This window comes from Xanthomonas sp. 3058, assembly GCF_014199765.1.
Lineage (GTDB): Bacteria > Pseudomonadota > Gammaproteobacteria > Xanthomonadales > Xanthomonadaceae > Xanthomonas > Xanthomonas campestris_B.
Genome location: NZ_JACHOF010000002.1, coordinates 111,392 through 133,478 on the forward strand (window position 1 = coordinate 111,392; position 22,087 = coordinate 133,478).

At 64.6% G+C, this 22,087-nt stretch carries 17 protein-coding genes, 5 tRNA genes and 1 pseudogene; 14 read left to right on the forward strand and 9 right to left on the reverse strand.

Features of this window, described 5'->3' with window-relative positions; all coding sequences use genetic code 11:
• Positions 1-14: 14 nt before the first annotated feature.
• Genes sdhD through GGR61_RS21345 form a run of 3 tightly spaced genes read right to left on the reverse strand, consistent with a single transcriptional unit; the run spans position 15 to position 1,155 of the window.
• Complete coding sequence (gene sdhD / locus GGR61_RS04425) at positions 15-401, reverse strand: succinate dehydrogenase, hydrophobic membrane anchor protein (protein ID WP_115513083.1); 387 nt, start codon at positions 399-401, stop codon at positions 15-17.
• On the reverse strand, positions 398-790 hold the full coding sequence (gene sdhC, locus GGR61_RS04430; protein ID WP_184620590.1) for a succinate dehydrogenase, cytochrome b556 subunit: 393 nt from the start codon (positions 788-790) through the stop codon (positions 398-400). The genes sdhD and sdhC overlap by 4 nt, the downstream gene beginning before the upstream one ends.
• 56 nt (positions 791-846) lie before the next feature.
• Positions 847-1,155 (reverse strand): DUF1674 domain-containing protein, encoded by a 309-nt coding sequence (locus tag GGR61_RS21345; protein WP_326520616.1) that lies wholly within the window; start codon positions 1,153-1,155, stop codon positions 847-849.
• Between GGR61_RS21345 and GGR61_RS04440 the strand changes: the two genes are divergently transcribed.
• Positions 1,057-1,929: a folate-binding protein YgfZ gene (locus GGR61_RS04440; RefSeq protein WP_184620591.1), complete on the forward strand. Its 873-nt coding sequence runs from the start codon at positions 1,057-1,059 to the stop codon at positions 1,927-1,929. The genes GGR61_RS21345 and GGR61_RS04440 overlap by 99 nt on opposite strands.
• Here the strand turns inward: GGR61_RS04440 and ugpC are convergent.
• The gene (ugpC, locus tag GGR61_RS04445; protein WP_184408178.1) at positions 1,926-3,014 is read right to left on the reverse strand and encodes a sn-glycerol-3-phosphate ABC transporter ATP-binding protein UgpC; all 1,089 of its coding nucleotides are present in this window, start codon (positions 3,012-3,014) and stop codon (positions 1,926-1,928) included. The two genes, GGR61_RS04440 and ugpC, sit on opposite strands and share 4 nt — an antisense overlap.
• 422 nt (positions 3,015-3,436) lie before the next feature.
• Between ugpC and zwf the strand changes: the two genes are divergently transcribed.
• The 5 genes from zwf to GGR61_RS04470 all read left to right on the forward strand — a co-directional run bounded on the left by zwf (position 3,437) and on the right by GGR61_RS04470 (position 9,354).
• Positions 3,437-4,867, forward strand: a complete 1,431-nt coding sequence (zwf, locus tag GGR61_RS04450; protein WP_184620592.1) for a glucose-6-phosphate dehydrogenase — start codon at positions 3,437-3,439, stop codon at positions 4,865-4,867.
• Positions 4,864-5,871, forward strand: a complete 1,008-nt coding sequence (gene glk / locus GGR61_RS04455; protein ID WP_184408176.1) for a glucokinase — start codon at positions 4,864-4,866, stop codon at positions 5,869-5,871. Before zwf ends, glk begins: the two co-directional genes overlap by 4 nt.
• Positions 5,868-6,587 (forward strand): 6-phosphogluconolactonase, encoded by a 720-nt coding sequence (gene pgl, locus GGR61_RS04460; protein WP_184408175.1) that lies wholly within the window; start codon positions 5,868-5,870, stop codon positions 6,585-6,587. The genes glk and pgl overlap by 4 nt, the downstream gene beginning before the upstream one ends.
• A gap of 139 nt (positions 6,588-6,726) precedes the next feature.
• Complete coding sequence (gene edd, locus GGR61_RS04465; RefSeq protein ID WP_184408174.1) at positions 6,727-8,643, forward strand: phosphogluconate dehydratase; 1,917 nt, start codon at positions 6,727-6,729, stop codon at positions 8,641-8,643.
• A 51-nt stretch (positions 8,644-8,694) separates the two neighbouring features.
• Entirely contained in the window at positions 8,695-9,354 is a 660-nt protein-coding gene (locus GGR61_RS04470; RefSeq protein WP_039815810.1) for a bifunctional 4-hydroxy-2-oxoglutarate aldolase/2-dehydro-3-deoxy-phosphogluconate aldolase, read from the forward strand.
• Positions 9,355-10,313: 959 nt separating this feature from the next.
• Here GGR61_RS04470 and GGR61_RS04475 read toward each other — a convergent pair.
• From GGR61_RS04475 to GGR61_RS04485, 3 genes are read right to left on the reverse strand one after another with little or no spacing between them, the layout of a single operon-like run.
• Complete coding sequence (locus GGR61_RS04475; protein WP_184620593.1) at positions 10,314-13,400, reverse strand: efflux RND transporter permease subunit; 3,087 nt, start codon at positions 13,398-13,400, stop codon at positions 10,314-10,316.
• Positions 13,397-16,909 (reverse strand): efflux RND transporter permease subunit, encoded by a 3,513-nt coding sequence (locus GGR61_RS04480; RefSeq protein WP_184620594.1) that lies wholly within the window; start codon positions 16,907-16,909, stop codon positions 13,397-13,399. The genes GGR61_RS04475 and GGR61_RS04480 overlap by 4 nt, the downstream gene beginning before the upstream one ends.
• Positions 16,906-18,036 carry an efflux RND transporter periplasmic adaptor subunit gene (locus GGR61_RS04485; RefSeq protein ID WP_184620595.1) on the reverse strand — a complete coding sequence of 377 codons (1,131 nt, stop codon included), beginning with the start codon at positions 18,034-18,036 and terminating at the stop codon, positions 16,906-16,908. Before GGR61_RS04485 ends, GGR61_RS04480 begins: the two co-directional genes overlap by 4 nt.
• A gap of 204 nt (positions 18,037-18,240) precedes the next feature.
• Between GGR61_RS04485 and GGR61_RS04490 the strand changes: the two genes are divergently transcribed.
• From GGR61_RS04490 to GGR61_RS04515, 6 genes are all read left to right on the forward strand, one after another.
• Positions 18,241-18,639 carry a cytochrome c gene (locus GGR61_RS04490; RefSeq protein WP_184620596.1) on the forward strand — a complete coding sequence of 133 codons (399 nt, stop codon included), beginning with the start codon at positions 18,241-18,243 and terminating at the stop codon, positions 18,637-18,639.
• Between the two features lie 8 nt (positions 18,640-18,647).
• Complete coding sequence (locus GGR61_RS04495) at positions 18,648-19,109, forward strand: cytochrome c (RefSeq protein WP_184408169.1); 462 nt, start codon at positions 18,648-18,650, stop codon at positions 19,107-19,109.
• A gap of 91 nt (positions 19,110-19,200) precedes the next feature.
• Positions 19,201-19,276, forward strand: a tRNA-Ala gene (locus tag GGR61_RS04500).
• A 45-nt stretch (positions 19,277-19,321) separates the two neighbouring features.
• Positions 19,322-19,397 (forward strand) — tRNA-Glu (locus tag GGR61_RS04505).
• Positions 19,398-19,948: 551 nt separating this feature from the next.
• Positions 19,949-20,024, forward strand: a tRNA-Ala gene (locus GGR61_RS04510).
• Between the two features lie 47 nt (positions 20,025-20,071).
• Positions 20,072-20,147, forward strand: a tRNA-Glu gene (locus GGR61_RS04515).
• Positions 20,148-20,343: 196 nt separating this feature from the next.
• Here GGR61_RS04515 and GGR61_RS04520 read toward each other — a convergent pair.
• Together GGR61_RS04520 and GGR61_RS04525 are read right to left on the reverse strand one after the other, a co-directional pair.
• Positions 20,344-20,520 carry a hypothetical protein gene (locus GGR61_RS04520; protein WP_184408167.1) on the reverse strand — a complete coding sequence of 59 codons (177 nt, stop codon included), beginning with the start codon at positions 20,518-20,520 and terminating at the stop codon, positions 20,344-20,346.
• A 349-nt stretch (positions 20,521-20,869) separates the two neighbouring features.
• Positions 20,870-20,956, reverse strand: a tRNA-Leu gene (locus GGR61_RS04525).
• 139 nt (positions 20,957-21,095) lie between these two features.
• On the opposite strand from GGR61_RS04525, the gene GGR61_RS04530 reads away from it, so the two are divergent.
• Together GGR61_RS04530 and GGR61_RS21350 are read left to right on the forward strand one after the other, a co-directional pair.
• Complete coding sequence (locus GGR61_RS04530; RefSeq protein WP_184620597.1) at positions 21,096-21,476, forward strand: response regulator; 381 nt, start codon at positions 21,096-21,098, stop codon at positions 21,474-21,476.
• 202 nt (positions 21,477-21,678) lie between these two features.
• A pseudogene (locus tag GGR61_RS21350) lies at positions 21,679-22,059 on the forward strand (histidine kinase); the annotation flags it as partial.
• Positions 22,060-22,087 lie beyond the last annotated feature (28 nt).

Sequence of the window (22,087 nt, forward strand, 5' to 3'; positions counted from 1 at the left end):
GTGTGCCCGATGACTCAGGCACCGCCCAGCGCGATGCGCGCCACTGCGAAAATGCTGACGATCGCGCCAAGCACGGCGATGAACTTCACCGTCGTCTGCAACGCCAGCGCCAGCAACGAGTTGTGGATGTAGTCCTCGAGCACGACCTGCAGGCCAAGCTGCGCATGCCAGAACATCGCCACCAGGAACCCGACCAGCAACACGGCGTTCCATGGCTTGGAGACCGCGGCCACTGCAGTCGTGTAGTCGGAACCGAGCAGGCTCAGCACGAACGCCACGAACCAGATCGCCAGCACGACCAGCGCAGTCGCGGTCAGGCGCTGCATCACGAAATGTTCGGTACCGGTCTTGGCCGCGCCCAGACCACGCACATTCTTCAACGGGGTGCGATAGCGGCTCATGCGGAAGCTCCAGTCAGGACATACGCCCAGATCGCAGCGGTCAGCACCAGGCTGGCGATCACCGATGTCCAGCTGCTGCGGATAAAGGCCGGAATGCTGAAGCCGCGGCCGAAGTCCTGGACGATGTGGCGGATGCCGTTGGACAGGTGGTAGGTAAAAGCCCATGACCAAGCGAACAGGAACACCTGGCCATACCAGGCGCCCAGATGTTGGATGAGGCAATTCCAGTGGTCCTCACCTAGCATCAGCAACAGCAGCGAGACGGCGATGACCAGCGCGCCTCCGGAAAGGATGACGCCGGTGGCTCGATGCAGGATCGAGGTCGCCATCTGGATCTGCCAGCGGTAGACCTGCAGATGTGGAGAAGTGGGACGTTCGCGGATCGCCATTCGCTGGGCTCGTTTTCTCGGCTGGGCGGCACTAGGCCGCTGTGGCTAAAAGCTGCTCAAAAATCGATGCAGCGTCCATTTTTTTCCCAGTCGCCGTAGCGCGTTGGCTCGGGGCCGTCGCGTCCACCAATCTCCTTCGGCAGTGGCTTCTTCTCGGGAATGTGCTCCTGAGGGGAAGGCTGCGTCTCGGAATCCTGCGCTGGGGTGGGGGTTGGATGGCCTATCATAGTGGTCTCACAACGTTGCGATTTTAGTCCTCCCCTTCCATGGCTGACAACCTGAATCTTATTCCCCAGGGTTTTGGCTCCCTGCACGACATGCAATACGTCCACTTGATCGGGACGGATGCGGTGGCGTTCGCGCATGCGCAATTTGCCAACGACGTACAGGCGCTGGCGATCGGGCAGTGGCAGTGGAATGCGTGGTTGACGGCGAAAGGGCGCGTGATCGCCATCTTCGCACTCCTGCGTGAGGACGACACACACCTGCTGATGCTGTTGCCCGACGGCAATGCGGCCGAGATCGCCGCGCAACTCGGCCGTTTCGTGTTTCGACGCAAGCTCAAGATCGGCGTGGCAACGCGATCGGCGCATGGCGGATTCGTGGCGCCTGGGCGTGCACACGGTGCGCAGGCCGATATCGGAACGCAGTGTATCGAGCTGGATATGGGCAGCACGGCCCTGCCGCGCACGCTGGTGCTGCGCGCTGCGGATGCAGTGACCGACCCAGTCCAGTCGCCGAGCGTCGATGCCGACTGGCGCCGCGCAGATCTGCAACTGGGCTTGGCGCGCCTGCCCGCTACGCAACGCGAGCAATGGACACCGCAACAGTTGGCATTGGACCGCCTGCACGCATTCAGCGTGAAAAAAGGCTGCTACCCGGGCCAGGAAATCGTTGCGCGCACGCACTTCCTGGGCAAGGCCAAGCGCGCGATGCAGCTGCTGGAGATCGACACTGCCGTCGAGGCAGGCGACACGGTCTCGCTGGACGGCGCAGCTGTCGGCACGGTCGTCAGTGTCGCAGGCACCCTCGCATTGGCCGTGCTGCCCCTGGAATTGACGCTGGACGCCGGCATGGCATTGCAGGCAGGCGCGCATACCGCACGCCTGCTCACGATGGTGCCCGGGCTGGAGCGCTAGACCGGCTCCAGCCGCTCGCCGGTGGCTGGGTCGAAGAAATGCAGCGCCTCGCTGCGCAGCGCCAGGCGCAGCGGCTGGCCAACCGCCGGCAATGTCTGCGGCGCGACCCGGATCACCAGCGGCTGGCCGCCCCGGTCGAGGTTGAGGAAGATTTCGTTGCCGACCGGCTCGATCACATCGACACGTGCCTCGAAGCCCAGCGCCGCATCGCTCGACGGCTGCAGATGCTCCGGGCGCACGCCGACGATCACCTCACGACCGAACCAGCTGCGATCGACCCGCGCCGTGCCCAGCGGCACGCGCCAGCCATCGGCCATGACCAGATGCAGCCCGTCCTGCTCGTCCAGCCGCCCCTGCAGCACGTTCATCGCCGGGCTGCCGAGGAAACCGGCCACGAACAGGTTGGCCGGGCGGTCGTACAGCGCCATCGGGCTGTCGATCTGCTGGATCACGCCATCCTTGAGCACCACGATGCGCTGGCCGAGGGTCATCGCCTCGACCTGATCGTGGGTGACGTAGATCATCGTGGTGCCGAGTTTGCGGTGCAGCTGCGCGATCTCGGTGCGCACGCTGTGGCGCAGCTTGGCGTCCAGGTTGGACAGCGGCTCGTCGAGCAGGAACACCGACGACTCGCGCACCATCGCCCGGCCCAAGGCCACACGCTGACGCTGGCCGCCGGACATTGCCTTGGGCAGCTTGTCGAGCATCGGGGTCAGGCCCAGCAGCTCGGCGGCATTGTTGACCCGCTCGGCGATGACGTGCTTGGGATGGCCGCGCAGCTTGAGCCCGAACGCCAGGTTCTCGGCCACGGTCATGTGCGGGTACAGCGCATAGCTCTGGAAGACCATGGCGATGTCGCGGTCCTTCGGGGCCACGTCGTTGACCACGCGCTCGCCGATCTTCAGCGTGCCGGCGCTGATGTCCTCGAGTCCGGCGATCATGCGCAACAGGGTGGACTTGCCGCAGCCGGATGGCCCGACCAGCACCATCAACTCGCCGTCGGCGACTTCGAAGCTCGCCCCCTGCACCGCGACCTGGCCGTTCTCGTAGACCTTGCGGACACCTTCCAACTGCACTTTCGCCATCTTTCGGCCTCAACATAAGTTGTGCGCCCTGCCCTCGGCCCTCCCGACGGCGGTGACGCCACATGTGCCTGCAAGGAAATCTCCTGCAAACGAATGCGTTGGTTTATTCTGACATGTAATCGTTTTCACATGGCAACATCGATCTCGGGAGGGACCATGCCGCCACCGACCCACGCCGCCGTTCCAGGCGCCGCGTCCTGCCTTGCCAAGCCAGGCATTCTGCCACGCGCAGGCAGACGCACCGCCGTGGCATTAACCGCTTGCGGCCAGTTGCTGCAACAATCGGGGATTGGGCGCGCGCGCCCATCCTCCGCTGCGCGCACGCAGGTGTCGCTCAGGAACAGACGTACCGACCGCCGGTTGTCCGGCGCCCTTTCGCCAAGCCGCTGATAACGATGTCCCCAGAATCTGAAACTCGGTCCATGCACGACACCCTGATCCTGTTCGGCGCCACCGGCGATCTCGCCCAGCGCTATCTCTTTCCTTCCCTGCTGCGGCTGTTCGTGGACGGGCTGCTGCCGGAGAACTTCCGTATCCGTGCGCTGGCCTTGTCGCCGCACGACACCGACGGCTTTCGCGAGGTGCTGCGTCCGCGCCTGACCGAAGCCCTGCCGATCGCCAAGCCTGAACAAATCGAATCGCTGCTGCAGCGGGTCGACTACCGCTCGGTGGACCTGCGCGATGCCGACTCGGTCGCCAACGCGGTGCGCGAGCTGGCCAGCCGCCAGATCGTGAGCTATCTGGCGATTCCACCGGGGCTGTACATCAGCACCTGCCAGGGCCTGGCCCTGGGCGGCGCGTTGGCCGCACCGCACCGGCTGATGCTGGAAAAGCCGATCGGCCACGACTCGGACAGCGCCCGCGAGATCCTGCAGTCGATCGGCGCGCTGATCGACGAAGACCGCGTGTTTCGCCTCGATCATTACCTGGGCAAGGCGGCGGTGCAGAACCTGATCGCGCTGCGCTTCGGCAACACGCTGCTGGAAGCGGTGTGGAACCGTACCTACATCGAGTCGGTGCAGATCCTGGTCGCCGAAAGCGAAGGCGTGGACGGCCGCGATGCCTACTACGCCCGCTCCGGCGCGCTGCGCGACATGGTGCAGAGCCATATCCTGCAGTTGCTGTGCCTGGTGGCGATGGAGCCGCCGGCCTCGCTGGAAGCCGACCGCATCCGCGATGAGAAGGTCAAGGTGCTGCGCGCCCTGCGCCCGATGACAGCCGAACACGCCGCCCATGACAGCGTGCGCGGCCGCTACACCGCCGGCAGCATCAACGGCCAGCCGGCGCAGGCCTACCACCCGCCGGAAGGCAGCGACGTGGAAACCTTCGTCGCGGTGACCGCGCATATCGACAACTGGCGCTGGGCCGGGGTGCCGTTCCACCTGTGCACCGGCAAGCGCCTGGCCGAGCGCTCCACCCGCATCGTGGTGACGCTCAAGCCGGTGACGCATTGGTTGTTCGAGCGCCCGGACCGCCAGAACGCGGTGCCCAACCGCCTGACGTTCCAGTTGCAGCCGCAGGAAAACATCGAGCTCGGCCTGATGAGCAGTCTGGCCGGCCCGGAATGGGGCGCGATCGAACTGCAGCCGCTGGAACTGGAATTGTCGGTCCCCACCGGCCTGCACCGCCGCATCGCCTATGAGCGCCTGTTCGTGGATGCCTTCAACGGCAACCCGGCGCTGTTCGTGCGCGACGACGAGGTCAAGGCCGCCTGGTCGTGGATCGACAGCGTCAGCGATGCCTGGAAAGACGCGCAGTTGCCGCTGCAGCCCTATACGGCCGGCAGTTGGGGGCCCGAGAGTGCGGCGCCCTTCCTTCCCCCGGCCACCGACGCACAGGGAAACACCGCATGACCGCTCCTTCCAAGCCGGTGCTGGTCGCCGATATCGGCGGCACCAATGCGCGCTTTGCGCTGGCCGACATCGACGCCTCGGTGCCGCTGCTGGATGACACCTCGCGCGAATTTGCGGTGGTGGACTTCGGCTCGCTCGGCGAAGCAGCGCGCTATTACCTCGACCAGATCGGCGTACAGGCCACCCAGGGCGTGTTTGCGGTGGCCGGCCGCGTGGATGGCGACGAAGCGCGCATCACCAATCATCCGTGGGTGATCTCGCGCTCGCGCACCGCTGCCATGCTGGGCTTCAGCACGCTGCATCTGATCAACGATTTCGCCGCGCAAGCGATGGCGATCAGCCTGCTGCGTCCGCAGGACGTGGTGCAGGTCGGCGGCAGCAGCTGGCGGCCGGCACCGATCGATCAACCGCGCAACTACGGCGTGATCGGCCCGGGCACCGGCCTGGGCGTGGGCGGCCTGATCGTACGCAACGGCCGCTGCTTCCCGCTGGAAACCGAAGGCGGCCATGTCAGCTTTCCGCCCGGCACCCCGGAAGAAATCCGCATCCTGGAAATCCTCTCCGAACAGTTCGGCCGGGTCTCCAACGAGCGGCTGATCTGCGGTCCCGGCCTGGTCAATATCCATCGCGCGCTCAGCGAGATCGCCGGCGTCGACCCCGGTCCGCTGCAGCCCAAGGACATCACCGCGCGTGCGGCGGCAGGCGATCCGCGTTCGTCGCGCACCATCGACCTGTTCTGCGCCATTTTCGGCGCGATCGCCGGCGACATGGTGTTGATGCAGGGCGCCTGGGATGGCGTGTTCCTGACCGGCGGGCTGGTGCCGAAGGTGCTGGATTCGCTGCAGCACTCGGGATTTCGCCAGCGCTTCGAACACAAGGGCCGCTTCTCCGCGATCATGTCGCGGGTGCCATCGCTGGCGGTCATGCATCCGCATGCCGGCCTGCTCGGCGCCGCCGCCTATGCAGTGGATGCGCAACGCCAGCACCCGGGAGAACAGCGATGACCTTGCAGGACAACCCACGTATCACGCTGGTGCGTTATGAAGATCCGGCCGAGTGGACCGAGGCGGTGGCCGGCGAGATGGTCGATCTGCTGGAGCAGGAGATCTCACGTCGCGGTCAGGCGCGCATGCTGCTGTCCGGTGGCACCACGCCGGCGCCGGTCTACGAATCCCTCGCCCACCGTCCGCTGGACTGGTCGCGGGTGGAAGTGGGCCTGGTCGACGAGCGCTGGCTTTCGCCGCAGGATAAAGACAGCAATGCCTGGCTGGTGAACCAGAGTTTTCTTGCGCACGCGCCGGCCGCGACCTTCATCCCGCTGGTGCGCCCGGGCAAGCAATTGCCCGAATGCGTGCACACCGCCAATCTGCAGGCCACCCACGCCGAACCGGCCTGCCTGGCAGTGCTGGGCATGGGTGGCGACGGACATACTGCTTCGCTGTTCCCCGGTTCCACCGATCTGTCCAAGGCGCTCGCCAACCCGCAACCCTATGCATCGCTGGATGCGACCGGTTGCCCGGGGTCGAATCAATGGCCATTGCGCATCACCCTGACGCCCGCCGGACTCGCGCCGATCCCGACCCGCCTGCTGTTGCTGCGCGGCAAGCAGAAGCTGGACGTGTTGCAGGCAGCATTGGCAGGTGAGGACATCAGCGAGTACCCGATCCGGGTGGCGCTGCAACAGCCCGGCCCGCAGTTGCGGGTGCATTGGTGCGCTTGAATGCGAGTCGTTGATGCGAGTCCCTCGCAAGAGCCGATTTAATGCGAGTCCCTCGCAAGAGCCCGCACATCCATGTGCGGGGATTTAAACAGCACAGCATGCGTCCTTTCTTCCCCCTGTTTCTCATAGCCGGTAGCCAATGAGCCTGCATCCGAACATCCAAGCTGTCACCGACCGTATCCGCAAGCGCAGCGCGCCGTCGCGCACGGCTTATCTGGCCGGTCTCGATGCCGCCCTGCGCGAGGGTCCGTTCCGTAGCCGATTGAGCTGCGGCAACCTTGCACATGGTTTCGCCGCGTCCGAGCCGACCGACAAGTCGCGTCTGCGCGGTGCGGCCACGCCCAACCTCGGCATCATCACCGCCTACAACGACATGCTGTCGGCGCACCAGCCGTTCGAGCATTACCCGCAGCTGATCCGCGACACAGCGCGCACGCTCGGCGCCACCGCGCAGGTCGCCGGCGGCGTGCCGGCCATGTGCGATGGCGTGACCCAGGGCCGCGCGGGCATGGAGCTGTCGTTGTTCTCGCGCGACAACATCGCCCAGGCCACGGCGATCGGTCTCAGCCACGACATGTTCGACAGCGTGGTCTACCTGGGCGTGTGCGACAAGATCGTGCCGGGCCTGCTGATCGGCGCGCTGGCATTCGGGCATTTGCCGGCGTTGTTCATGCCTGCTGGCCCGATGACGCCAGGCATCCCGAACAAGCAGAAAGCCGAAGTGCGCGAGCGCTACGCCGCCGGCGAAGCCACCCGCGCCGAGTTGCTGGAGGCCGAGTCGTCCTCGTATCACTCGCCCGGCACCTGCACCTTCTACGGCACTGCCAACTCCAACCAGGTGTTGCTCGAAGCGATGGGCGTGCAGCTGCCCGGCGCCTCGTTCGTCAACCCGGAACTGCCGCTGCGCGATGCCTTGACCCGCTCCGGCACCGAACGTGCGCTGGCGATCTCCGCATTGGGCCAGGACTTCCGCCCGTTCGGTCGCCTGATCGATGAGCGCGCCATCGTCAACGCCGTGGTGGCACTGATGGCCACCGGCGGCTCGACCAACCACACCATCCACTGGATCGCTGTTGCACGTGCGGCCGGCATCGTGCTGACCTGGGACGACATGGATCTGATTTCGCAGACCGTACCGTTGCTGACCCGTATCTATCCCAACGGCGAAGCCGACGTGAATCGCTTCCAGGCTGCTGGCGGCACCGCGTTCGTGTTCCGCGAGTTGATGGACGCCGGCTACATGCACGACGACCTGCCCACCGTGGTCGAAGGCGGCATGCGTGCCTATGTCAATGAACCGCGTTTGCAGGACGGCAAGGTCGTCTATGTGCCCGGCACCGCGACCACCGCCGACGACAGCGTGGCACGCCCGGTCGGTGATGCGTTCGAATCGCAAGGCGGCCTGCGCTTGCTGCGCGGCAACCTTGGCCGCTCGCTCATCAAGCTGTCGGCGGTCAAGCCGCAGCACCGCAAGATCGAAGCGCCTGCGGTGGTGATCGATACCCCGCAGGTGCTCAATAAACTGCATGCCGCCGGCGTGCTGCCGCACGATTTCGTGGTGGTGCTGCGCTACCAGGGCCCACGCGCGAACGGCATGCCGGAGCTGCATTCGATGGCGCCGCTGCTGGGCCTGTTGCAGAACCAGGGCCGGCGCGTGGCGCTGGTCACCGACGGCCGTTTGTCCGGTGCCTCGGGCAAGTTCCCGGCCGCCATCCACATGACGCCGGAAGCCGCACGTGGCGGTCCGATCGGGCGCGTGCGCGAAGGCGATATCGTGCGTCTGGACGGCGAGGCCGGCACGTTGGAAGTGCTGGTCTCGGCCGAAGAATGGGCATCGCGCGAGGTCGCGCCGAACACTGCGGTGGCCGGCAACGACCTGGGGCGCAACCTGTTCGCCATCAACCGCCAGGTGGTCGGCCCCGCCGACCAGGGCGCGATCTCGATTTCCTGCGGCCCGACCCATCCGGACGGCGCATTGTGGAGCTACGACGCCGAGTACGAGCTCGGCGCCGATGCAGCGGCCGCAGCGGCACCGCACGAGTCAAAAGACGCCTGATCCCCTTCCCTCTGTGCGACCGCCCGGCGGTCGCCGTCTAACGGAGTTGCAATGACGATTGCCCAGACCCAGAACACCGCCGAACAGCTGCTGCGCGACGCCGGCATCCTGCCGGTGGTCACCGTGGACACGCTGGACCAGGCGCGCCGCGTGGCCGATGCGCTGCTCGAAGGCGGCCTGCCCGCGATCGAGCTGACCCTACGCACCCCGATCGCGATCGAAGCGCTGGCCATGCTCAAGCGCGAACTGCCCAACATCGTGATCGGCGCCGGCACCGTGCTGAGCGAGTTGCAGCTGCGTCAGTCGGTGGATGCCGGTGCGGACTTCCTGGTCACCCCGGGCACCCCGGCGCCGTTGGCGCGTCTGCTCGCCGATGCGCCGATCCCGGCCGTACCCGGCGCGGCCACGCCGACCGAACTGCTGACCCTGATGGGCCTGGGCTTCCGCGTGTGCAAGCTGTTCCCGGCCACTGCCGTGGGTGGTCTGCAGATGCTCAAGGGCCTGGCCGGTCCGCTGTCCGAACTCAAGCTCTGCCCCACCGGCGGCATCAGCGAGGCCAACGCGGCCGAGTTCCTGTCGCAGCCGAACGTGCTGTGCATCGGCGGCTCGTGGATGGTGCCCAAGGACTGGCTGGCCCAGGGCCAGTGGGACAAGGTCAAGGAAAGCTCGGCCAAGGCCGCGGCGATTGTCCGACAGGTGCGCGCGGGCTGATTTCCGGGCCGCATCCAGCGTGTTTGGAAAGCCGGGTGGCTTGGGAAAGCTGGTTGGCTGAGGAAGGCTGATCAGCTGGCGCTTTCATGTTGATTGAGGAAAGCCCGGTTTGCTGACGCCTTGATTTTGGTTGAGGGTTGAGGAAAGCGTGGTTGGCTGGCGCCTTGATTCTGTGCGCAGGAGCGGTCCGCGGGCACCGGGGCAGGACACGCCGTGAACCCATCCATGGGGGGCTCTTACACGACATCATTGTCGTGTAAGGTCCTGCCCCGGCGCCTGCGGACCACTCTTCGAAAGTTCCTGTGTTGGCGGAACGGAGAGCAGCGATTATTACCGCAAGGCATGCTCGACCTAGGCGTTGATCCTTGCCTCGCCTAATGAGGCAGAGGCCTCTTCGCCGTCCTCTTGAAGGCGGCGGATTGAGAGCGGCGGAAAAAACCGTGCGCTTCCACGTAGTTGGCGTCAGGGCGGTTTGCCTGAGAGCTACGAAGTCGCAGTTCCAGAAGACATGCAGCGAACGTGGCGGTTGATTGGCACGTACCAGATTCAAGCACTGACTGCGCTGCCGTCTTTCGTCGCTCAAAGTCACGGAAACGACTTGCCGAAGCGGCAGCGTGGCCGGGGATTGGCGGAGAGCGGCACAGGGATGTGCCGCGGCGGCGAGTCAGACAGGATGTCTGACCGAGCCGAGGAGCCAGTCCCCGGACGCGCTGTCGCCCGCACCGAAGCCAGCGGCAGACAGCCGTTTGATTGGCAGTCCCGGAGACCCGTGCCCTCCCCCAGCTCCGCGCCTCCCCAGCGCGCGCTTTCGGCACGCGCGCCCATGGCGCGCATGCTGTGCTTCCTGCCTGTGCCTCTTCGCCGCGGCGGGAGAGGGGCTTTGTGCGCCTTATGTCATTCAAGGCTCCAGCACATTGGTAGATGCCTTACGCCGTGAAAACCGCAGCGCTGTTGACTGCTCAAGACTCCAACACAGCGTTCGCTGGCGGCGTCTTCGGCACACCACGCGCACGTCGCACCAGCGCTGCCGCGCCGTTGCTCATATCATCGAGAATCGCGTAGATCGTCGGCAGGAACAACAGGCTCACCACGGTTGAAAACGCCAGCCCTCCCGCAATCGCGCGGGCCATCGGGAAGTACGGCGGGCCGTCGCTGAACATCGTGGTGCTGGTCAGCGAGATCGGCACCATCGCCAGGATGGCGGTGCCCATCGTCATCATGATCGGGCGCAAGCGCTCGCGTGAGCCTTCCACCAGCGCCTGCGTGCGGCCCATGCCGCGGCGGCGCAGATTGTTGATGTGCTCGATCATCACGATGCCGTTGTTCACCACCACGCCCATCAGCACCAGGATGCCGATGAAGGACATGATGCCGAACGAGGTGCCGCTGATCCAGAACAGCCAGAACACACCGAAGATGGAAAACAGCACGCCGCTCATGATCGCCGCCGGAAACAGCAACGACTCGAACACCGCGGCCATCACCACGTAGATCATCACCAGCGCGATCACCAGGTTGAAGACCATCTGCTTCATCGCCTCGCCATCGTCCTGATAATCACCGCCGTCGAAGGTATAGCTGTAACCCGCCGGAAAATTCATCGCCTTGAGTGGTTTTTCCATTGCCGCACGTGCCTCGGGCACGGTCACCTTGTCGGCCAGGTTGGCCTTGATGGTCAGCGTGGTCTGGCGATTGGTGCGTCCTATCTGCGTCGCGGCCGGGCGAATCTGCACGTCCACCAGACTGAGCAACGGCACGCTGCGGCCGTCCTTGGCGCGGACGGTGAAACTGGCCAGATCCTCGGGCTTGCTCTGTTCGGCGCCGGCAAACCGCACCCACACCGGCACTTCGTTGTCGCCACGGCGGAACTCGCGCAGTGGCGTGCCGCGCAATGCCAGGCCAACGAAACTGGCCACCTGCTCGGCACTGAAGCCGAAGGCTGCCGCGCGCTCGCGGTCCACCCGGATCGCCAACTCGCTGGTGCGATCGCCGGTGTCCACATGCACGTCGCGCAATTCCTTGCGCTGCGCCAGCAGCGGGATCACATCGTCTGCCAACGCCTGCAGTGCCTTGGTCGAATCGCCAACCAATTGCACCTGTACACCTTGATTGCCGCTGCCGCCATTGCCCTGATTGCCGATGCTGTAATCGACGCGCGCCGAGCGCGGCAGCCCCTTGCGGATCTGCTCCAGCAACGGCGGCAGGTCGGTGACCTTGCTCGCGTCGAAGGTCACGGTGCTACTGCCGCCTTCCACTTCGCTGAACCACGAATAGATCTGGGTGATGTGGTATTTGTCGCGATTGGCTTGCAGGTACTGTTCGACCCGGCCGACCTCCTCGCCCATCTGCTCATGCGTGTACGAGCCTTTCCACTGGTACTGGATGAAGGCCTCGTTGCCGCCGTCGCCGCCGAACATGTCCACCTTGGTCAACTTCATCGGCACCAGGCTGATCGCAATGACCAACACGATGCCGGCCACGCTCCAGCCGCGATGCGCCAGCGTCCATGCCAACACCGTGGCGTAACGGCGCTGCAGCCGCCCGATCACGCCATGTTCGGAAGTCACCATCGGCGGTGTCTTCATGCGCGCGGACAACATCGGAATCAGGCTGATCGCCACCAGCCACGAGGCCAGCAGCGACACCGAGATGGTGATTGCGATCTGCGCCATGAAGATACTGATGTTGTTGGTCTCGCCGAACAGGTTCGGCACGAACACGATGCAATGGCACAAGGTGCCGGCGCTGAGCGCGATCGCCACGCTGCGCGTGCCCAGCAAGGCCGCCAGTTGCGGTTGGCCGGGCATGCGCTCGCGTTCCTGGTAGATGCTTTCCACCACCACCACCGCGTTGTCGACCAGCATGCCCACCGCCAGCAGCAGGCCCATCATCGTCAGGATGTTGAGCGTGACGCCGACGAAGTACATGAAGCCCAGCGTGATCGCGAAGCAGATCGGAATCGCCAGCGTCACCATCAACGTCGATGGCCAATGCCGCAGGAAGAAGAACAGCACCGTGATCGACAGCAGCAGGCCCACCGCACCGGCTTCGGCCAGCTCCGCCAGCGACGAGGTCACCGCCTTGCCCTGGTTGTCGATGACCTTGATCTGCACATCGCGCATCGCAGGTTCGGCGCGGATGTCCTCGACTTCCTTCAACGCTGCCTTGGACACATCCACCAGGTTGGCGCTGCGCTCCTTGTAGATATCCAGCCCGATGGCCGGACGCCCATCCAGGCGGCGACCGTAATTCATGCGCGCGGGCTTGAGCCGCACCTCGGCGATATCCCCCAGCCGCAGCCCTTTGGCGTTGAGCACCAACTCGCGCAGCTCCTGCAGATCGCGCAATTCGCCAATCGGCTGCACGCGGATGCGCTGGCCGTTGTCGTCGATCTGGCCGGCAGAGACCGAAAAATTCAGCTTGCCCAGGCGTTCGCTCAGGTCGTTGAGGCTGAGGTCGTGCGCGGTGAGTCGATCCGGCGCGATCGCGATCTCCACTTCGTTGGGTGGCGCACCGCCAATCTCGACTTTCGCCACGCCGGGAATACGCTCGATGCGCCGCTTGAACTCGCGGTCGAGCATGTCGTATGCGCCGGTCAGATCGGACTGGCTGGCCAGGCGCACCTTCAGCACCGGATCGTCGCTGCTGGACCATTTGTAAATGTGGAAACGCTGCAGATCTTCCGGAAAATCGTCGCGGATGGCATCCAGCCGCTCGCGCGCGTCCGACGCAGCAATGGCGATGTCGCGATCCCAGTCGGAGAACTCGATGAAGATATTGGCGCCGTCGGCGGTGGCGGTCGAGCGCATGCGTTTGATGCCGGTCATCGTCGCCAATGCTTCTTCGGCCGGCCGCACCAGGTTGCGCTCCACCTCGTCCGGGGTCGAACCGGTGTACGGCAATTGCACGAACAGGAACGGTGCGGAAATATCCGGCAATGCCTCCAACGGCAGCCGGAACGCGGCGATCAGCCCCACCACCACCAGCGAGACGAAACACATGATGGTGGTGACCGGGCGACGGATACTGAAGGCGGCAACGCTCATAGCGCCTCCAGTCCGTCGGTGTTATCGCGAGCCTGCGCCTGCTGCCGTGCCATGCGCCGGCCACGCTCCAGGTAATACGCATCGGCGCGACGATCCAGCAGGTCGTACACCACCGGGATCACCAGCAAGGTCAGCAACGTGGACACCAGCAGCCCGCCGATCACGGTGATCGCCATCGGCGCGCGCACCTCCGCGCCCTCGCCCATCGCCACCGCCAGCGGCAGAAAGCCGAACAGCGTGCACAACGTGGTCATCACGATCGGGCGCAAGCGTGAACGTGCGCCTTCGATCAAGGCCTCGCGCTTGGGCACGCCTTCCTCGCGCAGCTGGTTGACCTTGTCGATCAGGATGATCGCGTTCTTGGTCACCAGCCCCACCAGCAGGATCAACCCGATGAACACCACCACCGACACCGGCTTGCCGGTCATCAGCAAGGCCAGCACCGCACCCACCATTGCCAGCGGAATGGTGAACAGGATGACGAACGGATGCAGCAGCGATTCGAACTGCGAGGCCATCACCAGATAGACCAGAAAAATCGCAAGACCAAAGGCGAACAACAGTGATTTCACCGACTGCGCCAGCTCTTCGCCCTGCCCGCCGATATGCATGCCTACGCCGGCGGCCAGCGGATTCTTGCGCACCATCGACTCGACCTCGCGCACCGCACCGCCCAGATCCATGCCATGCAGACTGGCCGACACGATCGCCACCCGGGTCTGATCCGCGCGATGGATCTCGCTCGGCCCGGTCGTCGCCACGACCTCGGCCACCGCGGCCAGGCGCACCGGTCGGCTGCTGCCCGGATTGACGATCAGCTGCCGGATCGCCTCCACACTCGCGCGGTCACTGTGTTGCGCGCGCACCAGCACATCGATCTTGCGATCGCGGAAGCTGTAGCGCGTGGCCACGTCGCCGCGGACCTTCTTGACGATCACATCGGCGATCTGGCGCGTGGTCAACCCCAACGCACCGGCGCGCTCCTGATCGAAACGGATCTGGATCTCCGGAAATCCTTCTTCCACCGTCGATTTGACGTCGGCGTAGTGGCCATTGGCGCGCAGCATCGCCGCCAACTTCTGCCCGGCACGTTCCAGCTCGCCCAGATCCTGGCCACGCAACTCCACTTCCAGCGGCGTGGAAAAACTGAACAACGCCGGCCGCGCGAAATCCACCTGCGCCCCCGGATGATCGACCATGCTGCTGCGCAGCCGCTGCGTCGCCGCCGCTTCCACTTCCGGGCTGCCGCCGCCAGCCATCACCACGGTGAGCTTGCCGATGTTCTCGCCACTCTCGGTGGGATTGGCATCCAGCCGCGTGCCGCTACCGCTGACGCCATACAACGAAGCAATGCCTGGGTCCTTGTCGTGCGCAAGCTGCAGCTCGCGCACCAGTGCATCGGTCTGCGCCAACGGCGTGCCGGATGGCAGCTTCACCGTCATTTCGAAACGGTCCTGCGCCAGCTGCGGAATCAGGTCAGCCCCCAGCATCGGCACCAGCAACACCGTGCAGATAAACGCGGCCGCCGCCAGTCCCAGCACCAAACCGGGCCGACGCAACGCTGCCGGCAGCATCGCCAGATAGCCACGCTCGGCGCGGCCATACGGCGCCATCGCCAGATCGCTGGCCTTGCGCATCACCGGCGACACCAGCCGCGCGATGCCGCGCCACAGCTTGACCACCGCCCACGCAGCGCCGAAGAACGCATAGCGCACGCTCGCACCGGCACCGCGCCGGCCAGCTGCAACCGGTTTGAGCCAGCGCTGCTGCGGCTGCCACTGCGGATGACCAGGCTCGTCCGGGAACGCCATCGGCGGTGCGCCCTTGAGCGAACTCAACATCGGAATCAGCGTCATCGACACCACCAGCGAGATCGCAATCGCAATCGCCACGGTCATCGCCTGATCGCGGAACAGCTGCCCGGCGATGCCCTCGACAAACACCAGCGGCAGGAACACCGCAATCGTGGTCAGCGTGGAGGCCATCACCGCCATGCTCACTTCGCGGGTACCTGCAATCGCCGCATCCAGCACGCTCAAGCCGCGCTCGCGCGCCTTGGCGATGCTTTCCAGCACCACGATCGAATCGTCCACCACCAGGCCGGTCGCCAACGCCAGCCCGCCCAGCGACATCACGTTGAGGCTCAGCCCCAACTGGCCCATGAAGAAGAACGTGGTGATGATCGACACCGGCAACGACAGGCTGATCACGAAGGTGCTCCAGCCATCGCGCAGGAACAGGAAGATGATCAGGATCGCCAGCACGCCGCCGATCACCGCATCCTTTTTGACGTCGCTGATCGCATGCTCGATGAAGTGCGACTGATCCTCGATGGTGGTGATTTCCACATCGCCCGGCACCGTCGCCTTCAATTGCTCCAGCCGCTTGCGCAGCGCGGCCGCCGTGGACACGGTATTGGCATCGCCCTCCTTGTAGATCGCCAGCTCCACCGCTTCCTTGCCGCCCAGGCGGATGATCGCCTCGCGCTCCTTGTAGCCCTGGCGCACCTGCGCCACGTCTTTCAGCCGCACCGGCATGCCGCCGGCAATACTGCTGCTGGACGCAGACGAGGTGCTCTGCACTTCGGCCGCCGCCGCCAATGCCGCCTGCGACCCGGTGGACGCGGCGATCGCATACATCTGCTGCATCGCCGCCTGCGCCGCGCTGCCGCTGCTGCTCTGCGTGGTCACCAGCATGTTGCGGATCTCGTCCAGATCCACGAACTGGTTGACCGTGCGCACCAGATAGCGCTGCGAACCTTCTTCCAGCCGCCCGCCGGAGATGTTGACGTTCTCTTCCTTGAGTCGGGTGATTACGTTATCGATCGGAAGATTGAGCTGGGCGAGCTTCTGTTGATCGATATCGACCTGGATCTCGTCTTCCAGCCCGCCGCCGACCTTGACCGCAGCCACGCCGGCCACCGGCTCGAGCTTCTTCTTCAGATCCTCTTCGGCATAACGACGCAAGCCGGTGAGCTGGCGGATCGCATCGCTGTCGGAGGCCGGCGCCTGCCTGGGCGACAACGCCAGCCGCATGATCGGCTCGGTCGATGGATTGAAGCGCAGCAACACCGGCGGCTTGGTTTCCAGCGGCAGCGACAAGGCTTCCATCTTGTCGCGCACTTCCAGGCCGGCCTGGTCCATGTTGGTGCCCCAGGCAAACTCCAGCACCACATCGCTTTGCCCGGTGCGCGAGATCGACTTGAGCTTGCGCAGGTTCTTGACCACGCCGACCGCTTCTTCCACCGGCTCGGTCACCAGCGTTTCGATTTCCGCTGGCGCCGCGCCGGTGTATTCGGTGCGCACGGTGAGCGTGGGGTAGCTCAGATCCGGCAATAGATTGACCTTGAGACTGCGCAGCGCGATCAGCCCGAACAGCAGCATGGTCACGGTGATCATCGCAATGGTCACCCGTCGCCGCGTGGCGAAGACCACCAAGCCGCCACCGCTGCCCGGCAACGGCGCATGCGGGTCGTGCACGGGGCCGTGCGCGTTGCCGTGCTCGCTCATGAGCGCTTCTCATCGCTGACTGCCGGTGCCGCCGCAGCCACCGGCTTGCGCTCGGGCTGGCCGATGATCTGCACCGCCGTGCCATCGCGCAGCGCCACCTTGCCGGCAGTCACCACCTGATCGCCTTCCTTCAGGCCCTGCCGTACTTCCAGCCACGGGCCTTCGGCATAGCCCAGTTTCACCGGCACTCGGCTGGCCCTGCCGTTGCGCACCACGAACACCGCCGGGTCGCCATCGTCCAGCAGTGCCAGGCGCGGAATTACCAACGCATCCTTGCGCTGGTCGTAATCGATGCGGATGCGCCCGAACATCCCTGGCTGCAGCGCCTCGGCACCTTGGCCAAATGCACAGATCACCCGGAACGTACCGCTGCCTGAGTCCACTACCGGTGCGATGCGATCCACCTTGCCGATGAACTGTTGACCCGGCAACGCGTCGGCGAGCAAGGTCACCGGCTGCCCGGATTTGAGCGTGGCCAGTTCGCGCTCGGGCACATTGAGCGTGGCTTCCAGTTGCGAGTCGTCGACGATGCGGAAGATCGGCGTATTGATCTGCACGAAGTTGCCGGTCTTGATCGAGCGCGACGCAATCACCCCGGAAATCGGTGCCTGCACGGTGGTGTAGGACAATTCCAGCGATGCCAGCCGGTGCTGCGCGCGGCTGTTTTCGACATCGAACTTGAGCTGATCGACATCGGCAGCACTGACCAGCTGCTGGCCGACCAGCTGCGTGGCACGGCGATAGCTGTTTTCCAACTTGCGCAGCTGCGCCTCGCTCTGCGCCACCGCCAGATGCGCGCGGTCCGGGTCCAGCCGTACCAGCGCCTGGCCCGCGGCGACTTTCTGCCCTTCCTCCACCATCACCGACAACGCAACACCGGAGGTCTTGGCCACCACTTGCGCCTCGGCGCGCGGCTCCAGGGCCGCCGTGCCGGTATAGCTGGCGGCCACTGCACGCCGAGCGGCCTTGGCAATTTCCACCGGCACCGCATCCACCGCCTTCTTTTCTTCGGCGGCCTTGGCCTCGCCGTCTCCCGTCTTGCATCCGCCCAACAGCAGCGTCGTGGTGATCAGCAACGCCGCAACGCAGGTTCCGCTGCGACCGGGCAAAAAGGCATGTGGCGACATCGTCGTGTCCTAGTGGATGCGTCAAGAGGTGTTGTAGGCAAGTAGACCACCAGGATACATACGCTGCCAATGCGCCAAAGGTCATGGTCTGTTCAACTTCGCGTATTCACCTGGTTTGCGCCAAGCCAAATCGCAGGCATACTCGGACCGGTTCCGTCACGCCCCCACGTGCGGACGCTCAATCAGTCTTCCGGATACGAAACCATGCGCCCGCAGCCGCTCGCCGCTTGTCTCGCTCTGGTCGTCTTCCTGCCGTTTGGGGGCGCATCAGCGACACCGTCAGTCACACCTGCAGCACCTGCCACGCCGCCTGCCGCAGCTGTCCCTGCGTCCCCCGCGTCTGCGGCACCGACCGGCAATCCGTCCAATGGTCGTCTGCTCGCCTACACCTGCCAGGGCTGCCACGGTGTCACCGGGTACAAGAACGCCTACCCCAGTTATCGCGTTCCCAAGATCGGCGGCCAGTCCAGCCAATATCTGACCCAGGCGCTGACCGAATACCGTCAGGGCAAGCGCAAGCATCCGACCATGCAGGCGCAGGCGCAGAGTTTCTCCGAGCAGGACATCGCTGACATCGCCGCCTTTCTGTCCACTCTCAAGTAAGCGCCCACATGCCGAACGCCCTGTACGCTCCGCGTCTAGCCATCGTCCTGGTCGCTGCCCTGATGATGGCGGCCTGTTCTCAATCACAAGTTGAATCCACCGATCACTCTGCCGGCGATGCCGGCCACGCCAGTGGCGAGCACGGTTCCGGCTCGTCGGCGGGCTTGCCGTCCGGGCGCGCCGACGCCGGCGACAAACTGGCCCACGCAAAAGGCAAGGCCACTGGCCAAAGCTGCGTGGATTGCCACGGCGCAGACGGCAATGCGCCGATCGATCCAAGCTATCCCAAGCTCGGCGGCCAGTACGGCGACTATCTTGCGCACGCCTTGCAGGCCTATCGCAGCGGCGATCGCCAGCACCCGCTGATGACGGCGCAGGCGACCGCGCTCAGCGACCAGGACATTGCCGATCTGGCCGCATATTTCGGCGCGCGGCAGACGCAGCTGCGCGATCTGCATGGCGTGAAGTGAACTGACGGCGCAGCACGCGCCGTCTCATTCGGAATGAAAAAGCACTTGCACGAACATTAACAGGCCGCTATCATTTCGTTCTCAGTTTCGTGGGGCCATAGCTCAGCTGGGAGAGCGCCTGCATGGCATGCAGGAGGTCGGCGGTTCGATCCCGCCTGGCTCCACCACTCCTGGCTTAGGCCGTCAGGAAGACAACTCAGGTTTTGATATGCGTCCCCATCGTCTAGAGGCCTAGGACACCACCCTTTCACGGTGGACACCGGGGTTCGAATCCCCGTGGGGACGCCAATCATCTAAAAGCCTCGGCATTGCCGGGGCTTTTTTTTGTGTTTTTTTGCATCGACCGGGGTCGTGCCACGCTCAAGCGCTGCCCTCCATCTTTGCGGCATCCCGTTGCTGAGAACACAGTCGCGCGCATCCCTGAAAATCGTTGTTCACTCACTCGCACCTCGCTACTTGGCAAGCGAAAACGGGACAACGGGACAACACACAGAGCGCCGCAGCGATGCGAGCCTATTGTGTAAATGCCCCCTTTCTGCCCGCAAGGCAGGCGTGTCGCGGCTGCGCAGCAATCGCATGGCGCTCTCCATTCGATCACGCCACGCGCCGGGATCGGCACCACCACATCATTGGCAGCGCCTGTGCGCCGCCGACCCGGATTGCGCCATGACCGTTCCAGATCAACGCGGCGCTCTCCCGATCGCGGGTAGCTTCTTCGCGCAACGCGCACGGCTGCACGCCTGTCGTTACAAGCGAACGCATCATGCGAATCTTTTTTTACGCAGACTCCCTTCCCAAGCACTGCCGATACCGCTATGATTGCCGGCTCGCAGCATCGTGGGGCCATAGCTCAGCTGGGAGAGCGCCTGCATGGCATGCAGGAGGTCGGCGGTTCGATCCCGCCTGGCTCCACCAAATTCCGGACATAGGCCGTCAGGAATCTACAACCAGGTTTGATACGCGTCCCCATCGTCTAGAGGCCTAGGACACCACCCTTTCACGGTGGACACCGGGGTTCGAATCCCCGTGGGGACGCCAATCATCTAAAAACCTCGGCATTGCCGAGGTTTTTTTTGCCTGATGTTTTTACTGCGACAGGGATTGCAGCATCCGTCGTTTGCCTGATCGCATGCATGCGTACAACGCAGCCCTGTTGTGATGTGTCTCCACTGCGCAACTCATCCCCCTACTCGCTCGCATTACCTGCATCGCAGATCACGCGCAACGCGCAGCTTCAGGCCTGCTCGTCATCCAGCGCCTTGCGGCCTTCGTGCGTAAGGTCGATATCACCATCCTCGGCCTGCGTGGCGTAGCCGGCGCGCACCGCCCAATTGCCCTCTTCGTCGCTTACTGGCTTGGTGTCGTGGATGTCGCGAAGAATGCGCAGCTGTTGCGCAGAATCAAAGTCCATGAAGGCCACCTGCTTGAAAGGAGACGTCCACGGTACGCACCCGGCGTGAGGACTGCGTGCCTTGCGCGGCCGTTGAATGCCGATCCCGATATGCAGCCTGCATCCAGGCGCAGCGCATGGACGCAGGATCCCTCGCTTGGCGGCAACAGAGCGTACGAAGAACTCAGGCACGGCACGCATCAATCGCGAAGCCAACCTAGCTGGCAACCGCACCACAGCGACCCAGGTGTTTGCACATCCGCGTGGGCACTCGACCGCCTGGGCGCTGCAACCCACCGCGATTCGAATCGCACACAGCAAAAACCCCTCTGGATTTCGCCAGAAGGGCTTTGCGTGTACTGCTGGATCTTGGTGCCGAAGGTGGGACTCGAACCCACACGCTTTTAAGGGCGGCGGATTTTGAATCCGCTGCGTCTACCGATTCCGCCACTTCGGCGTGGCCGCGCAGTATAGCGACTTGTGAACGAAACGAACAGTAGTGTGATGCGCCTGAGGAATTCAGCTGCAAGCGAGGTCTGCAGCGCCGCAGCCCGGCTGGCTCGATATACTGGCGGACTTAAGTGAAGGAGTAAGCAATGTCGGTGTTGCGTGGAGTTCGGGTACTCGTGGTCGAAAACGATGACATGAATGCCATGCTGCTTGAATTGCAGCTCGTCCAGGCGGGTGCGGTGGTGATGGGACCGGTTGGCGAGGTTCAAGAGGCGCTGCAGTTGATCGATACCGACGCGCCCGACATTGCAGTGCTGGACTATCGCCTGGGCAACGGCGAGACCAGTGAGCCGGTTGCGCGACGGTTGGCCGGACAGGGGATTCCGTTCGTGCTCGCCACCGGCGTTGCCAGTGCCAGCATCCCGAGCGGTTTCGAACGCGGCATCATTCTGACCAAGCCCTATCTCGCCGACGAATTGGTCAATGCCTTGTCCAGGGCGCGGCAACTGAGCGACGCCAGCAGTTAACCGCCGACATCCGTCCTTCCGCGCACGTTTCCCGGACGCGCCTGTAGGTTGCGCCAGCGCCATGCAGGCGGTGATGCAGCACTTGGCACCACTTCTGCCCCCCCCTGTCGCCAACGGCGACGTTGTGCCGGCTGCCAGCCTTCGTTACGGACGTGGTTGCCACTAGAATCTGACATAGAACATTTACGGACGGATCGCTGGGATGGGTATTACCGTGTCGCCGTTTGCGGGCCTGCTGCCGAAGGCGAGCGAAACCGCGGTGCTGTTGCTGGCATCGACCTGCGCCGCAGATCCGTTACTGCGCGATACGCCGGCGCTGCACACAACGCTGTCTGTCTGTCTGAACGCGCAGGTGCCGATGCTGCTGGTCTGGGGGAGCGACGCGCGCTGCATCTATAACGATGCCTGCATTGCATTGCTGGGTCGGCGACACCCTGCGGCCTTCGGGCAACCGCTGGCAACGCGCGTCGATGTGCCCGTCGCCGACGACATGCATGCCGATGCAGCGGCGGCGCTGAACCTGGCGGCGTGGTCTTGCAGCCCGGTCCTGCACGCTGGACAACAGGTGGGGACGCTCTACGTTGCCAATGCGCTCGCCCCCACGGTCTGCG